Source organism: Oceanospirillum sp. (assembly GCF_982874595.1).
The window spans coordinates 1-15,370 of sequence record NZ_CEYNZH010000019.1 but is presented as its reverse complement, the minus strand read 5'-3'; the positions used below and the strand labels follow the sequence as shown (position 1 = coordinate 15,370).

13 protein-coding genes are annotated in these 15,370 nt (G+C 51.4%); 10 read left to right on the top strand and 3 right to left on the bottom strand.

Features of this window, described 5'->3' with window-relative positions; all coding sequences use genetic code 11:
• The first annotated feature begins 18 nt into the window (after window positions 1-18).
• The 4 genes from mltF to AC4GL5_RS10110 all read left to right on the top strand — a co-directional run bounded on the left by mltF (window position 19) and on the right by AC4GL5_RS10110 (window position 4,931).
• Window positions 19-1,482 carry a membrane-bound lytic murein transglycosylase MltF gene (gene mltF / locus AC4GL5_RS10125; RefSeq protein ID WP_490382662.1) on the top strand — a complete coding sequence of 488 codons (1,464 nt, stop codon included), beginning with the start codon at window positions 19-21 and terminating at the stop codon, window positions 1,480-1,482.
• A 158-nt stretch (window positions 1,483-1,640) separates the two neighbouring features.
• On the top strand, window positions 1,641-2,531 hold the full coding sequence (locus AC4GL5_RS10120) for an MbnP family copper-binding protein (protein ID WP_490382661.1): 891 nt from the start codon (window positions 1,641-1,643) through the stop codon (window positions 2,529-2,531).
• A 38-nt stretch (window positions 2,532-2,569) separates the two neighbouring features.
• Entirely contained in the window at window positions 2,570-3,748 is a 1,179-nt protein-coding gene (locus tag AC4GL5_RS10115) for an MbnH family di-heme enzyme (RefSeq protein WP_490382660.1), read from the top strand.
• Complete coding sequence (locus AC4GL5_RS10110; RefSeq protein WP_490382659.1) at window positions 3,729-4,931, top strand: hypothetical protein; 1,203 nt, start codon at window positions 3,729-3,731, stop codon at window positions 4,929-4,931. Before AC4GL5_RS10115 ends, AC4GL5_RS10110 begins: the two co-directional genes overlap by 20 nt.
• A 54-nt stretch (window positions 4,932-4,985) precedes the next feature.
• On the opposite strand, the gene tadA is transcribed toward AC4GL5_RS10110, so the two are convergent.
• The gene (gene tadA, locus AC4GL5_RS10105; RefSeq protein WP_490382658.1) at window positions 4,986-5,447 is read right to left on the bottom strand and encodes a tRNA adenosine(34) deaminase TadA; all 462 of its coding nucleotides are present in this window, start codon (window positions 5,445-5,447) and stop codon (window positions 4,986-4,988) included.
• A gap of 248 nt (window positions 5,448-5,695) precedes the next feature.
• On the opposite strand from tadA, the gene AC4GL5_RS10100 reads away from it, so the two are divergent.
• Window positions 5,696-6,520, top strand: coding sequence for a substrate-binding periplasmic protein (locus AC4GL5_RS10100; RefSeq protein WP_490382657.1), 825 nt, complete (start codon window positions 5,696-5,698; stop codon window positions 6,518-6,520).
• 87 nt (window positions 6,521-6,607) lie between these two features.
• On the opposite strand, the gene AC4GL5_RS10095 is transcribed toward AC4GL5_RS10100, so the two are convergent.
• Window positions 6,608-6,799: a hypothetical protein gene (locus tag AC4GL5_RS10095; RefSeq protein WP_490382656.1), complete on the bottom strand. Its 192-nt coding sequence runs from the start codon at window positions 6,797-6,799 to the stop codon at window positions 6,608-6,610.
• Between the two features lie 204 nt (window positions 6,800-7,003).
• Between AC4GL5_RS10095 and doeB2 the strand changes: the two genes are divergently transcribed.
• From doeB2 to AC4GL5_RS10070, 5 genes are all read left to right on the top strand, one after another.
• Window positions 7,004-8,230, top strand: coding sequence for a N(2)-acetyl-L-2,4-diaminobutanoate deacetylase DoeB2 (gene doeB2, locus AC4GL5_RS10090; protein WP_490382655.1), 1,227 nt, complete (start codon window positions 7,004-7,006; stop codon window positions 8,228-8,230).
• Between the two features lie 442 nt (window positions 8,231-8,672).
• Window positions 8,673-9,926, top strand: a complete 1,254-nt coding sequence (locus AC4GL5_RS10085) for an aspartate aminotransferase family protein (protein ID WP_490382654.1) — start codon at window positions 8,673-8,675, stop codon at window positions 9,924-9,926.
• A complete protein-coding gene (gene doeA, locus AC4GL5_RS10080; RefSeq protein WP_490382653.1) occupies window positions 9,923-11,230 on the top strand; it encodes an ectoine hydrolase in 1,308 nt (435 codons plus the stop codon). The genes AC4GL5_RS10085 and doeA overlap by 4 nt, the downstream gene beginning before the upstream one ends.
• Window position 11,231: 1 nt before the next feature.
• Window positions 11,232-12,602, top strand: coding sequence for an NAD-dependent succinate-semialdehyde dehydrogenase (locus AC4GL5_RS10075; protein ID WP_490382652.1), 1,371 nt, complete (start codon window positions 11,232-11,234; stop codon window positions 12,600-12,602).
• A 296-nt stretch (window positions 12,603-12,898) separates the two neighbouring features.
• Window positions 12,899-14,353 (top strand): DEAD/DEAH box helicase, encoded by a 1,455-nt coding sequence (locus AC4GL5_RS10070; protein WP_490382651.1) that lies wholly within the window; start codon window positions 12,899-12,901, stop codon window positions 14,351-14,353.
• A 158-nt stretch (window positions 14,354-14,511) separates the two neighbouring features.
• On the opposite strand, the gene AC4GL5_RS10065 is transcribed toward AC4GL5_RS10070, so the two are convergent.
• The gene (locus AC4GL5_RS10065; RefSeq protein ID WP_490382650.1) at window positions 14,512-15,126 is read right to left on the bottom strand and encodes a YtfJ family protein; all 615 of its coding nucleotides are present in this window, start codon (window positions 15,124-15,126) and stop codon (window positions 14,512-14,514) included.
• Between the last annotated feature and the right edge of the window lie 244 nt (window positions 15,127-15,370).

Below are 15,370 nucleotides of genomic sequence, written 5' to 3'. Positions count from 1 at the left end.
CCGCCACTTTTACAGAACATGGTGAATACTGTGCTAAAACAGCCTCTTTTACATTTTACAAAGTTCACAATAGCCACAGCGACGCTGCTGGCGGCGGTGTCTTTGTCTGGCTGTAACCAACCCACGGTTCTGGAAGAAGTTAAGCAAACCGGCACTCTTAAGATTCTGACCCGTAATACGCCCACCACCTATTACGAAGGCTCTGATGGTCCCGCAGGCCTTGAGTACGAGCTGGCCAGCATGTTTGCTGATCACCTGGGTGTAAAGCTGGAAATTGACAGCAACCACGATATTCAGGATATCTATCAGTCACTGGAAAACGGTGATGCCCATCTGGCCGCCGCCGGTCTTGAGATCAGTCTTGAACGCACCAGTCAGGTCTATTTCAGTCAGAGTTATATGGATGTTCAGCCGGTTGTGATCTACAACCGCAAAAAGAAAACTCCGCGCACCATAGAAGACCTGATCGGTAAGCAAACCGCCGTTATTGCCGGTACAAATAATGCGCAGCTCTTGCGGGAACTTCAGCAGAAACATCCAAAGCTCAGCTGGAAAGAAACCAGCGACCTGGAAGCCACCGACCTGATCCGCATGGTCCATGAGCAGGAACTGGATGCCGCGGTTATCAATTCCAATGAATTTGATATCAATAAGGCCTATTACTCACGGGCCAAACAAGCCTTCACCCTTGATGAACCTCATAAATTGGCTTGGGCGATGCCAAAGCATCGTGACAATACTCTCTATAACGCTGTCCGGGACTTTTTTAATCAGATCGAAGCCAATGGCACGCTTTCTCAGATCAAAGACCGCTATTTTGGTCATACTGAAGAGCTGAACTACGTTGGTGTTCAACTTTTCTTACGCCATATCCGTAACCGTATGCCCAAATACGAAAAACACTTCAAACAGGCAGCAGAAAAATACAATCTGGATTGGCGGCTATTGGCAGCGACAGGTTATCAGGAGTCTCACTGGCGCCCCCGGGCAAAATCGCCAACGGGTGTGCGTGGCATCATGATGCTGACCCTGAATACGGCCAGCGATATGGGCGTGAGCAACCGACTTGATCCGAAGCAAAGTATCTATGGCGGTGCCCGCTATCTGTCCAAACTGATTCGCCGTATGCCGGAGCAGATTCTGGAACCGGACCGTACCTGGATGGCCCTGGCGTCCTACAACGTGGGTTATGGTCATTTGGAAGATGCCCGTAAGATCACCGAGCATATGAAGAAAGATCCTAACAAATGGATCGATGTCCGTGAGCACCTGCCACTGCTGCAGAAACGGAACTGGTATCGCTTCACCAAACACGGCTTTGCCCGGGGCGAAGAACCGGTGCATTACGTGCAGAATATCCGTCAGTACTACGATATTCTGACCTGGTACGACAGCCGCCTGCAGCAGGTGGCACAGAATCAGGCAACCGAAAAGACCGTAGATGAAGCGGTTAGCTTCAGCATTGTGCCACCGGTCCTTTAATCAACTAATCAACTAATCAACATAATCCTATTCATTCCCTCTCCTATCCCTGCGACACTCTGCCGCTGAGGCGCATTGCCGCGCGACACTATGTCAGATTTTCCCTGCAAATCGCCCCAACTATGATTGCCCCTTCAAACAAGGAGGAGCAGCTCACAATGAAAAAAATGATGATACTTGGCGCTTTTGCCAGCATAACAACGTTAACAGGTTGTTTGGGCGACGATGACGGTAATAATAAAGAACAAAGCAATACCCGAGATGTGGCCATCCAATTTGAAGCTCAGGTTAATGAACAAAGCTTTAGCTGTAATGACACCTATTCAGGACTTGGAACAAAGGGCTCCCAGGCTAGTTTCCAAGACTTTCGCCTCTATATACATGACGTTAACCTTATCGATGCCAGTGGCAAAAAACACGCTGTCAGCTTAACGAACGACGGCGCCTGGCAAACCGATGAAGTGGCTCTTCTTGATTTTGAAACCGGTGACGGTACCTGCACATCCGGTACTCCAGCCACCAATATGCAGATCAAAGGTAAGGTTGCTGAAGGTAACTATACCGGTCTGGAATTCAGCGTTGGCGTACCCGGCCAAACCAATCATCAGGACTCAACCGCTGCACCATCACCTCTGAATATCTCGGGCCTTTTCTGGCGCTGGCAAAGTGGCTATAAACACGCTCGCATTGATTTGTCTCTAACAACCCCTTACGACTATACCGATAATACCGGTGGCACTCAGAGTACAACAGCCTGGTTCCTGCACTTAGGCAGCACCGACTGTTCTGGCGACCCAACCCAGGGCGAAACCGTCACCTGCACCAATGAAAACCGCCCAACCATTACCCTGAATAACTTCAATGCAGAAGCCAACAAGGTGATTGTTGATTACGGCAAACTGATGGCTACAACAGATCTGTCGACCAGTACTCCGTATCCTTTCGGTTGCATGTCAGGCGCAACCGATCCAGATTGCACCGAGATCTTCAAAAATCTGGGGCTGAGCGCTTCCGGTGAACAAAAGCTGTTTGCCAAGGGAAGCCTATGATGCGAACCGCTTTAAAGCAAAGCTCAGAGAGGCCAGCAATGCTGGCTTCTTCTGGTCTGTTTTTCAGATTGTTTTTTGCCATGACCGCCCCGCTTCTGTTAAGCGCCTGCGGTGATTCATCCTGGCAGCATGATGAGTTTCAGACGGGTAGTGACTCGGATTATGACTTCAGAATTCCAAGCCATATCCCCAAGCCCTTTGTACCCGAGAACAACCCGATCACTCAGGAAAAGGTTGAACTGGGCCGGCACCTTTTTTTTGATACCCGCCTATCAGGCAACCAGACACAATCCTGCGCCGGCTGCCATTTTCCTGAACTCGGTTTTGCTGATGGCATTGCCCTGCCCACAGGCTCAACGGGTGAACAGCTCGCGAGAAACTCTCAGGGCTTATTAAATGTTGCGTATAACTCGACCTTCACCTGGGGTAATCACTCATTAACCGACCTTGAGACTCAGCATGCCGTCCCTTTATTTGGTGAATTCCCGGTCGAGCTCGGAGTGAATGACAGCAACAAGGCCGAAATCCTTTTACGCCTAACGCAGGACCCCGAGTACCAAAAGCTAATCAGCGCTGCCTACCCGGACAAGAGTGACCTGAATTACCAGCAAATATCACAGGCTCTGGCGTCTTTTATCCGCTCAATGGTCTCATTTAACACGCCTTATGACCGTTACGAAGCAGGGGATAGCACGGCACTGACCGACTCGCAAAAACGAGGAATGGATCTGTTTTTCAGTGAGCGAACAGAGTGCTTCCATTGTCACGGAGGCTTTAACTTCTCCCAATCGACCCGGCATAGCAAAACCGTATTTTTTGAAGCGCCATTCTTCAATAACGGCCTGTACAACCTGGACGGAAACGGTAGCTACCCTGCTGAAAACCAAGGATTGTTTGAGCTGACCGGTAAAGCATCAGACAAAGGAAAATTCCGCCCCGTCTCGCTGCGCAATATCGAAGTCACTGCGCCATACATGCATGACGGCTCCATCGCTACGCTGGAAGCAGTCATCGAGCACTACGCAGCCGGAGGGCGAGCACCAACAACCGTTAATGGGCAGGCTACTGGCGATGGTCGCCTCAATCCGAACAAAAGTGGTTTTGTTGGCGGCTTCGAACTTTCAAATCAGGAAAAAACAGACCTGATTAACTTCCTTAAATCTCTGACGGACGACAGTTTTAATAAGGATGAACGTTTTGCAAATCCATATGAGTAAATCCACCGGTTTGTACGCCAGGACCCTGACGTCGGTGACGGTACTTCTGATGCTTTTTTCGGAGAATGTGGCAGCCCACGGAAACCAACTGAAGGTTCCGGATACCGGGTTACTTCTCGATCTGTCGGTTGAACAACATCTGCTATCGGACGTTAGCGGCGAAAAGTACCAGCTAACAACGCCTCTTATGTACACGGCCGAATCCCTTGAATCCGGTGTTAACCCTGCAGAGATCCGTTTATCAGTCAGCACCCAGCTCAACGGGCGCTGGATGGCTCACGCGGCTATCAGCAATCACAGTCACGATGGTGAAACCGGCTTAGAGCTCGACCAGGGCTTTATTCAGGGTAACCCGCTGAGCGCCCTGCAGCTTCGTGCAGGACAGTTTTACTCGTCCCTCGGTTACTACAATGAACAGGGATACAGCAACGTCTTAATGCCTGACGCGCCCTTAATCTACCACTACGCCCTTGGTGGTGAGTTACGTGATAACGGCCTGAGAGCCAGTCTAAGCGCAGGTTCAGGCACCCTGATCGGTATCGAGGCTTTTTCCGGCACCAATAGCATCTCCGGTGAAAAAACGGATGATTTCAGCCAGACTCAAACGCTCTACCTGGATCAGAGCATAGACCTGAGCAGCTGGGGACATCTGGATACCCGGCTCGCCTATCTATTCGGCCAGCAAAACTACCAAACCAGCGACAGCAGTCACAGTCATGGGGATTCCGATCTGAGCTACGACCTCTCCGGGGAGTTCGATCTGTGGATATTGTCAGGACGATGGCAGAACAAATACTTGCAGCTAAGTGGAGAATTCTTTCAGATCTCCCGGGATACAGAAGCGACCACCACCAGCCAGCTACTGAATATCAACGATAGAAGCTCAGGCTTTTATTCAATTGCAGCGTTCAGGATTTCCCCTCAATGGCAAATTCTGGGACGCTATGATCGCCTGACAACAGATCTGAGTACTGACGGTCACCAGGAACTCATCTCAGAATTTGGTCTCCCTACCGAAAAGACTCCGGAAAGAGTGACAATGGCCATTAACTGGCAACCGGAAAACGATCAGTTTTGGTCACTGCATGTCAGTCAAACAAGTGATCTGTGGCAGGACGAGCAGGACAGCGAGCTGCAGGCAGGCATTAGCTATCACCTGAATTTTAGCGGTGAAACGCTCTGATTCTGAAAGCCCGGTTTAAGGGAATATCAGAAAGAACAGTAAAGGATGGTTTCATCAGCCATCCTTTCTGCGCGTAGCAAAAAAAGCCTTCATGATCTGTTTACTTTTCCCCGATAAGAGACCACCTGTCACCTCGACTCTGTGGTTATACCAGGGTTGAGCAAACAAATTGCAAATGCTCTCATTAACACCGGTTCGTGGCTCTGCCGCACCGTAATACACATGACGGATACGGCTGTGGATAATCGCACCAGCACACATGGTGCAGGGTTCAAGCGTGACGTACAGATCACACTCATTCAGGCGATAGTTGTCCAACTGCTTGGCGGCATCCCGTAATGCCATAATTTCAGCATGAGCAGTAGGATCGCATCCGGCAACCGGCTGATTCCAACCACGGCCAACAATCTCACCTTTATAGACCACCACAGCACCAACAGGCACCTCACCCTCATCCGCCGCCTGCTGAGCCAACTCTAAGGCTCTGTGCATAAAATATTCCGGCTTATGGCTCATAATATAAGAACAATCCAATCAACAAGGCTAAACAACAACTCTGCGGCACATTGAAGCGAAAGCAGAAGGTTATTCTGACAGCGCTTATGATAATCTGTTTTACGGTCATCATGACACTCAACAACTGAACCATGACACTTAATACCTGAGCCATCACAAGAGGTGCTGGCAAACGGCTTTCTCACCTGTTTTCCTTTAGAACGACACAGGTAACAAAGCCCGACTGATAAGCCGGAGGTGCATCATTCATGTCTTTTCCACGTTTCAAAGCGGTTAAAAAAACCGCCTCATTACTTAGCCTCGGCCTGATGACCTTACTGCCTGTTTCTCTGGCTGATGCTGCCCCGATACGTTTTCTGGTGGGTTATCCAACCGAAGCCGATGCACCTTACTATCTGGACTCCGGTAAAGAAATTCCTGCTAACAACCCTGGTTATAGCGTGGAAGTGATGCAGGAAGTGGGTAAGCGGGTCAAAGAAGTCCGCTTTCAGCTGGTCCGCTGCGAATTTAACGACTGCCTGGAACAGGTCAAAACCGGCAAGTTGGATGGTTTTTTTAATGTTCCCTACCGTGAACACTGGCTTTTTACCGGGAAGTACCCCTTCACAAAAGCGAAAGTTGATCCGCGCCAAAAGCTTTACGGTGAAGAATACGCCCTCTATCGCATCAAGGACAATCGCCGGGTCACCACAGACGGCGACCGTATCTATGGCCTGAAAGGTCAAAGTGTGGCAGTAAAAACCGACAGCCCGGTGATTCCACTACTGGAAGAGAACAATTATCCGGTGGTGAGCTTTGCAACAACCACCGAAGCCTTACAGGCGATGCTGCAGCGTGAAGTACCGGCAGCCGTTCTGGTTGCAGAGCATGTCGAAACGCTTGCCCGCATGCACCCGGAACTGAGCGATCTGATCAGCCGGGCAGAATACAGTCTGTATGAAGAAGATTATTACCTGATGCTGAGCCGGCAGTTCTATGCCAAAAAGCCCTGGCTGGCCGAGAAAATCTGGACAGAACAAACGAAAGTTCAGCAGGAACTGGCTGAAAAACTGGCCAACAAATATATCCGCTGATTCTCATATTTATCGCATCACCCAAACGCAAAAAAGCCCCTGACGGGGCTTTTTTGGTGGGGCTTAGGCAGGTTTAGTCAGACCGCCTTATTCACTCTCATCTTTCTTAGGGCAGAAGTTGCCATTACCACCCTCAGATTCTTCTAAACAGTTACCAAAGGATTCAAAGTGGATCGCAAGATAGGCTTCTGTGCCAGTAAAGCTTTGGGTTACTGAGTAAGATTGCTCTGCTTCAGAACTGTCGGAAATTTTATCTGATTCATAAGTACGTCCCCACATTATTGTTATCTTGCAATACAAAGTGTAACAAATCGTTACTCAAGCAATGAGAGAAATACTCCATAAGAAACCGTTCAAAGATGAAGATTAATATTCTTACGAAATACAACATTGGGCACAGGGCTTGCAGTTTTGCGCCCCATGACTAGGGTAAAGGGAGCAATAACAGAATGAGGTAATGACGCCAACGATTAGGAGGATCCTGTGAACAATTCGATAGAAACCCATAAAGATCAAACAGATAACAAAAAAACAGCTGAAGACCACTGGTCCGAAATCGCTCAACAGGCCACCCGGCTTCGTCAGCAACTGCACCGTCAGCCGGAACTGACCTGGCAGGAAGTCCAAACCAGCCAAACCATTCGACAGCATCTTGATCAACTGCAGATTCCCTGGCGGGCATATGAAAAAGTCGGCACGCTGGCAACGCTGGCAGCAGATGCTCCCGGCACGCATATCGCCCTTAGAGGAGATATCGACGCCCTGCCGATTCAGGAAGAAGCCGACGTCAGCTTTGCGTCAGAAACCTCCGGCTGTATGCACGCCTGCGGCCATGACGGCCACACCGCAGCCCTTTGGGCGACCGCAGCCTGGCTGAAAGCTCACGAAGATCAGCTCCCCGGCCCGGTCACATTGATCTTTCAGCCTGCAGAGGAAGGTGGTCACGGTGCAAAAGCCCTGATTGATGCCGGAGCCCTCAAAGGCATTGACCGTATCTACGGTTGGCATAACTGGCCTGCAATCCCCTACGGTCAGGCGGTCTGTCCCGATGGCACCGTGATGGCGGGCAACGGTACCTTCCATATCCGGGTAAAGGGCAAAGGCGGCCATGCCAGTCAGCCGGAACTCTGCCGCGATCCTCTGCTGGCAGGCTCTGCGATGGTGCTTAACCTGCAACAAATTATCAGTCGTCGCATTGCCCCACAGGATGCCGCCGTGGTCAGCGTCTGCTCGTTTCAGGCGGAAAGTGCCGCGACCGTTATCCCGGAACAAGCCCTGATCGAAGGCAGTATTCGCCTCTCATCACCGGACCAGCGCCAACCCATCAACAGCCTGATTGAACAGATCTGTCAGGATACCGCCCGCACCTACGGTGTTGAGGTAGATGTCGAAATCCGTTCCCGCTATGAAGCGACCGTAAACGACACGCAAGCTGCAACCGCTTTCCGGCAGGCGCTGAAAGAACAGCTGGGAGATAACTGGCAAAGCAGCACACCGGTCCCCATCATGGCATCAGAAGATTTCAGTTATTACCTGCAGAAGATTCCCGGTGCTTTTGCCCTAATCGGCATGGCCGAAAACAATGAGTTTACCGCCCCATGCCACAGCCCACACTATCAGTTCAATGACCGTTTACTGCCACAGGTTGTTGCTCTGTTCGCCCGGCTGACCGGAGCCCCATTACCGCCAACTCATGTTTTAAAAGTCTGACCTGGAATCAAGCCCTGCCGATTGCGGAGTCAAATGCTCACAAAAGAGGCTAAAAGCCAGTAAAAAGCATAAAAATGCGCACCTTTTAGCCTGAACACCATCAATAGATGAGTTTTTTATACCGGCTTGCAGGATAGCGCTATATCACCTACGGTGAAGGCAGACCATTAAAAAACCGCCGATTGCGCCCTTTCATTTTATTGCCAATTCTGGCTGAAGGGACTTTGCAACCGGCGGCTTTTTTTCAGCCGGATCTCTGTATCCGGCACGGTCTGTCATCATTTTGGTCAGTGGTAACAAAGTTTGACCCGGTCACAATCTGCCCGGCTTTGTTTGTTCATAACTGGCTGCATTTAAATACCGTGCCACCGCAACGGTGGTACCGACACACTGACTTAAAAGGGAACAACTATTGTCCCATTAAGGCAGTTTTGGAGGGGTTATGGAAATTTTTGAGCAATGGGAATCCGAGATCCGGGGCTACTCCCGGGCTTACCCAACGGTGTTTGCATCCGCATCAAATGCCCGACAGGTTGATGAGCAGGGGAAAAGCTACATCGACTTCTTTGCCGGTGCCGGTGTACTCAATTTCGGTCACAACAATCCGCGCATGAAACAGGCTCTGATCGATTTCATACAGGCAGACGGTGTTGCCCACAGTCTGGATATGAGCACCACGGTAAAACGGGACTTCATCAGCGCTTTTGCCGAAACCATCCTCAAACCCCGTCAGATGAACTACAAAATGCAGTTTATGGGGCCAACCGGTACCAACTCCGTAGAAGCCGCTCTGAAACTGGCCCGTCGGGTTACCGGACGTCATCATGTTGTTGCCTTCAGCCAAGGCTTTCACGGCATGACATTAGGCGCTCTTGCCTGCACAGCAAACCAATACTTCCGTAAGGCCGCCGGTGTACCGCTAACCAACGTCAGCCACGCTCCCTTTGAAACCAATCTTGGCTGTGGTTCCGGTTGCCTGAAAACCCTGCGGGAAGGTTTCGAAAACAGTTCCAGCGGTTTCGAACCTCCAGCTGCCTTTATCGTGGAAACCATTCAGGCCGAAGGGGGCGTCAACATCGCCAGTGAAGCCTGGCTTATGGAACTGCAACAGCTGGCCAAAGACCTGGGTGCCCTGCTGATTATCGATGAAATTCAGGTCGGTTGTGGCCGCACGGGCAGTTACTTCAGTTTTGATAAAACAGGACTCGATCCCGATATTATCTGCCTTGCCAAAGGCATCGGCGGTTTTGGTACCCCTCTGGCGATGAATCTGGTGAAACCAGAGCATGATGCCCACTGGCAACCCGGTGAACATACCGGCACTTTCCGGGGACAGGGCTTCTCCTTTGTCGCGGGTCGCGAGGCACTGCGTTATTTCGAAGATAACGCGCTGATGGATCTGACCAAAGAGCGTGGCCAGATGATTGCTGCGCGTCTGTCAGATATTGCAGCCCGCTACCCCAACGTTACCTCCCGGGGCAAAGGTATGATTCAGGCGCTGGATACCAAAGATGGCGATGCCGCAAAAGCGATCGCCAAAACCTGCTTCGAGTCCGGTCTTTTAGTCGGTCCATGCGGTGTTGGTGGGCAGGTAATCAAGCTGATTCCGCCACTCACCATTCCGGATGACGATCTTGAGGAAGGCCTGCAAATTCTGGAACGTGCTGTTGCCACTGTGATGGAGGGCCGCGCATGAAGCAAAGAGATGACATGACGTTTCCTTTTGCCGAATACGAACGCCGGCTGAGCGAGTTGCGCCAGCGTATGGCAAAACGGTTACTGGATGCCGTGATTATCACCGATCCGGAAAATCTGATGTACCTGACGGACTATCAGACCACAGGATATTCATACTTTCAGGCACTGGTGGTTCCTCTGGATGATGAGCCCTTCATGATCACCCGCAAGATGGAAGAGTCCAACATCCATGCCCGTACCTGGGTAGAGAAAACCCGCCCCTACCCGGATACCGGGGATGCGATCCAGATGCTGATCGAGTCTCTGCGGGAGTTTGGCTTGTCTGACAAAGTGCTGGGGTATGAGCGTAACAGTTACTTCTTTCCTGCTTATCATCAGGACTATCTGCATACCGCCTTTACTGAAGGCCGCCTGATGGACTGCTTCGGCATCGTCGAAGAGGGTCGTGCCTGCAAATCTGAGGCAGAACTTGAGATTATGCGCATCGCTGCAAAAGCGACAGTGGCAGGCATGCGTGCTGGCTTTGATGCCGTTCACCCCGGCGTTACCGAAAATGAGATCGGTGCCGCAATTAGTGAGGCGATGTTCCGGGCTGGTGGCGAACCTCCGGCAGTCATGCCTTACGTCACCTCAGGCCCCCGCTCCATGATTGGTCACGCCACCTGGGAAGGACGCAAAGTGCAGGCCGGAGAACATGTGTTTCTGGAAGTCGGCGGTTGCTACCGCCGCTATCACACCGCCATGATGCGGACAGTGGTTTGCGGAGACCTGTCCGATTCCATGTATAAAGCTCAGGAGACCATGAAAAATGCCCTCAAACATGTACGGGCGGAACTGAGACCGGGAATGACCGTATCCGATGCCGATAATCTGGTACGCACCATCATTACCGATAATGATGTGGGTGCCCGCCTGATTACCCGTTCCGGTTACTCCATCGGTATCGCCTTCCCGCCAAGCTGGGATGAAGGTTATATCATCAGCCTGAAACAGGGTGACAGTACCATTCTGGAACCTGGTATGACCTTCCATATCATCCCCTGGATGTGGGGTGTTGATGGCGATAAAACCTGCGGTATCTCCGACACCATCTATATCACCGACAAGGGCTGCGCATCTTTCTTTGACGGTATGGAAGAAGATTTTGTCATCAAGCCTGAAACCGAAATCAAGGATGTCATCAGCACGTTCACAACAGAAAATGCTCAGCAAACGGTACAGGCCCTGAAAAGCGCCAAGCAGGAGAAACCGAAAAAAAGCGGTGGAAAAAACGCTAACGCCAAAAAATCACAAGGAGCCTGATATGTTCACCGTTACTAATCCAACAACAGGTCAGACCCTTTACCAGAAGCCCTCCCTTCTTCCGGAAGAGATGGACAGCAAGATTCAGGCATCTTTTGATGCCTGGCAGCTCTGGCGTAAACGCAGCTTTAAAGAAAGAGCCGACGTACTGACCCGAGTTGCGCGCATCATGCGTGAAAGCGTCGAAATGCTGGCGGTTCCCATGACCGAAGAGATGGGCAAGCCTATTAAAGAAGCCCGTGCAGAAGTCCTTAAAGCAGCTTGGTGTGCTGAGCACTACGCTGAGCATGCCGAAGAGTACTTAAGTGACCAGACCCTGTCTTCTGATGCAACACACAGCTATGTACAGCATCTGCCGTTAGGGCCGGTTCTGGGCGTGCTGCCGTGGAATGCCCCTTTCTGGCTGGCGTTTCGTTTTTGTGCCCCGGCGCTAATGGCAGGCAATACCTGCCTGATGAAACATGATCCTCATGTTCCCGGCTGTGCCGAAGCGATTGCCGGCCTCTTTATGCAGGCCGGTGTACCGGAAAACATCATGCAGAATCTGCCACTGCAAACCCCGGATGTGGAAGCCGCAATTCGCCACCCTCTGGTTCAGGCGGTTTCCTTCACCGGTTCCGGAAAGGCGGGTGGCATCGTTGCTTCAATTGCAGCATCGGAGATTAAACCCTCTGTGCTGGAACTCGGAGGCTCCGACCCTGCCATTGTGCTGGCGGATGCTGATCTTGAAGCCGCCGCCGATGCCATTGCGCTGTCCCGCATTATCAATGCCGGCCAGTCCTGCATCGCAGCCAAACGCATTATTGTGGAAGAGAGTGTGCATGACAGCTTTGTGGATAAGTTAAAGCTGCGTCTGGAGAAACTTCAGATGGGTGATCCCAAAGAGGAAACCACCGACATAGGCCCCATCGCCCGTGAAGACCTGAGAGACAATCTGGATCGTCAGGTACGACAAACGTTGGATGCCGGTGCTCAATGCCTGCTCGGTGGCAAGGTGCCGGACCATGACGGCTTCTTCTATCCGGTTACCCTGCTCACCGGTGTGACCAATGAGATGCTCGCCTGCCAGGAAGAAACCTTCGGTCCTATCGCAGTGGTCATGAAGGCCGCTGACGCTGATGAAGCGCTTAAAATTGCCAACGACACCGAATACGGTCTGGCAGCATCAGTCTGGACCGATACAGAGCGGGGAGAAGCCATGGCCCGAGAGATCATGGCCGGTCAGGTCGTGGTTAACGGTATCGTTAAAACAGACCCCAGACTGCCAAGCGGTGGTATAAAGCGCTCCGGCTTTGGTCGGGAACTTGGCCCTCACGGCATTAAGGAGTTTGTAAATACTCAGCAGGTTTGGGTCGGCCCCAAAACCGAGTAACGCTGCAGACATTTATCATTAAAAGGAACTCCCCCACCAAAAAGAAAGATATTGCGGTAAACACCCCATGCTACCGCTTCCTCCCGGGCTTAACCCTAAGCCCTCTCCTCCCCCGGCAGGCATTCTGTCGGGGTGTTTTTTTATCGACTCACAGATAAAAATCCCTGCTTGGCAGTCTTCACGAAGAGAAAAACACATTAACCCATAGCCCTGACCAGACTGATGCTGTAAGCTGCACCACCGCTTAACGCGGTCCTCTTTGCAGCCTGCATTTATACATTAAGAGAACATCTTCTATGAGCTTTGCCTCTCTGGGCTTATCGGCCCCTATCCTTGCCGCTGTCAGCGAGCAGGGTTACGAAACACCGTCCCCGATTCAAGCCCAGGCGATTCCTCCCGTGATTGCCGGCAAAGATGTCATGGCAGCCGCGCAGACAGGAACCGGAAAAACTGCTGGTTTCACACTCCCTTTGCTGGAGGTTCTGAGCCGGGGCCAAGCCACCAAAGGCAATCAGGTGCGTGCGTTAATCCTGACACCAACCCGTGAGCTGGCGGCTCAGGTTGCTGAAAGCGTTGAACAGTACAGCACGCATCTGCCAATTCGCAGCACCGTCGTCTTTGGCGGGGTGAAGATCAATCCGCAAATCAGCCGACTACGTCAGGGTTGCGATATTCTGGTGGCAACACCGGGCCGACTGCTGGATCTGTACCAACAGGGCGCGGTGCGTTTTAACCATCTTGAGGTGCTGGTTCTGGATGAAGCCGACCGCATGCTCGACATGGGCTTTATTCACGATATTCGTAAAATTCTGGCGATTCTGCCGCCAAAACGTCAGAACCTGATGTTCTCTGCCACTTTTTCCAGCGAGATTCGGACGCTGGCCAAAGGCATTGTCCACCAGCCAGTAGAAGTTTCAGTAACTCCAGCGAACTCGACAGCAACCACGGTGACCCAGTGGATCAGCCCGGTTGATAAGAACCGCAAATCAGCTCTGCTCTCCCACCTGATCAAAAGCGAAAGCTGGAATCAGGTGCTAGTTTTTACCCGTACCAAACACGGTGCTAACAAGCTGACCAAGGTTCTGGAGAAAAATGGCATTACCGCTGCCGCAATTCACGGTAATAAGAGTCAGGGTGCCCGCACCAAAGCACTGGCAGCGTTTAAAAGCGGTGAAATCAGTACACTGGTAGCAACCGATATCGCGGCACGCGGTCTGGATATCGACCAGCTGCCTCAGGTGGTTAACTTTGAACTGCCTAACGTTCCGGAAGATTATGTACACCGTATTGGCCGTACCGGGCGCGCAGGAGCTTCAGGACAAGCGGTATCGCTGGTCAGCGCCGATGAGTTTAAGCAACTGAAAGATATCGAACGAGTAATACGGCAAAACCTTGAGCGCAAAACCGTATCAGGCTACGAGCCTGTCAATGAACTGGGATCGTCTCCGGAACCTCAGGCTCCCAAACATCAGAAGCCACGTCGCGCACGCCCTCAGTCAGAGCACAAAGACGGGCAACGTTCCGGTGAAAACGCCAGAGGCCACAAGCCAACCGGAAAGAACCGTCGTCACAGCGGACAAGCAGCAGGAGGCAATCAGAACAGCCCGCGAGGTGGTTCTGATAAACAAGGCACCGGAAATCAGGCGTCTGAAAAAACCACCGCAAAACCACAGACAAGGCGCTCTGAGAGCAAGCCTAAACGCAGTTTTTCTGCCAAATCAGGGGCACCTTCTCCCTGGGGCAATCGCTAACCCGCACGCCATTCGAACAGATGCTCCTTCGGGAGCATTTTGCTATCGGCAGAACCGATATCTTTATCGGAATACCTGAAACAAGAAACCCGTTGAACCCCGGGCGAGAAAAAAGCAGGTTCAACGGGTTATTTAACCTCTCAGAGTTTTTGCCTGACTTACTGCAACAACCCCTGAATCAATGTCATAACCTCCTGCTGCTCCTGATCATTCAGTGCGCCATCCTTCATCCAGCGAACACGGTTCTCACCATCCACAACGATAATAGCGGAGCTTTCCTCCTGCAGATTCCAGACAGATCGGGCAACCCCTTCCTCGTCCAGTACCATCATTGACCAGGGAAACTCCTCTTTACTGTTTTCCAGCTTACCTTTAACAATGCCACCGGTCCCCCAGATCGCATCATCCGTATTAACGACCGTTACGGTCTGATAGCGGTCTTTTGGCAGCTCGGCAGCTTTAATCCGGTCGATCAACGGAGCGTTCAACTCTTTTGCAGAAGAACGGCCCGCAATATGCTGAATCACATAAACCTTGCCGGTCAGCTGCTGACTCTGCCACGGACGGTATTCAATATCACCAGCCTTAAGCACCAGCTCACCACCATCCTGCACCTTTACTGTCGGTAATGGCGCATCGGGTGTGACCGAGGCATGGCTTTGCCAGGACAAACCCAGCATCAGTGCCAGTAATGCACTTTTAGATAACGCAGCGAAAAATCCGCTCAACACGTTGGTTTTGGTCTTTCCCCGACATGGGAATCGGAATGCCATAGGAATCTCCTTTCATTTTTATTGTTTTCCCGGATGAATAATGGCCAGGACTGTTTTGCAGGATAGATCAGCCTAAACCAATTCCGAACAAATTCAAACAGTCGTTTGTTTTATTCGTGACAGCCAAGTCACCTATCGGGCAAGGATCGTGAGCAGAGAAAAATTAAAAGAGGGGGGATCTCAAATGTCAGTGTCTAGTCCTGATATAAGTTGACACTTTTTTACAGCGCCCGATGAACCTCAT

Coding starts and splice junctions, on each gene's coding strand:
- mltF (WP_490382662.1), top strand. CDS start 19: ATGGTGAATACTGTGCTAAAACAGCCTCTTTTACATTTTACAAAGTTC.
- AC4GL5_RS10120 (WP_490382661.1), top strand. CDS start 1,641: ATGAAAAAAATGATGATACTTGGCGCTTTTGCCAGCATAACAACGTTA.
- AC4GL5_RS10115 (WP_490382660.1), top strand. CDS start 2,570: ATGCTGGCTTCTTCTGGTCTGTTTTTCAGATTGTTTTTTGCCATGACC.
- tadA (WP_490382658.1), bottom strand. CDS start 5,447: ATGAGCCATAAGCCGGAATATTTTATGCACAGAGCCTTAGAGTTGGCT.
- AC4GL5_RS10100 (WP_490382657.1), top strand. CDS start 5,696: ATGTCTTTTCCACGTTTCAAAGCGGTTAAAAAAACCGCCTCATTACTT.
- AC4GL5_RS10095 (WP_490382656.1), bottom strand. CDS start 6,799: ATGTGGGGACGTACTTATGAATCAGATAAAATTTCCGACAGTTCTGAA.
- AC4GL5_RS10085 (WP_490382654.1), top strand. CDS start 8,673: ATGGAAATTTTTGAGCAATGGGAATCCGAGATCCGGGGCTACTCCCGG.
- doeA (WP_490382653.1), top strand. CDS start 9,923: ATGAAGCAAAGAGATGACATGACGTTTCCTTTTGCCGAATACGAACGC.
- AC4GL5_RS10075 (WP_490382652.1), top strand. CDS start 11,232: ATGTTCACCGTTACTAATCCAACAACAGGTCAGACCCTTTACCAGAAG.
- AC4GL5_RS10070 (WP_490382651.1), top strand. CDS start 12,899: ATGAGCTTTGCCTCTCTGGGCTTATCGGCCCCTATCCTTGCCGCTGTC.
- AC4GL5_RS10065 (WP_490382650.1), bottom strand. CDS start 15,126: ATGGCATTCCGATTCCCATGTCGGGGAAAGACCAAAACCAACGTGTTG.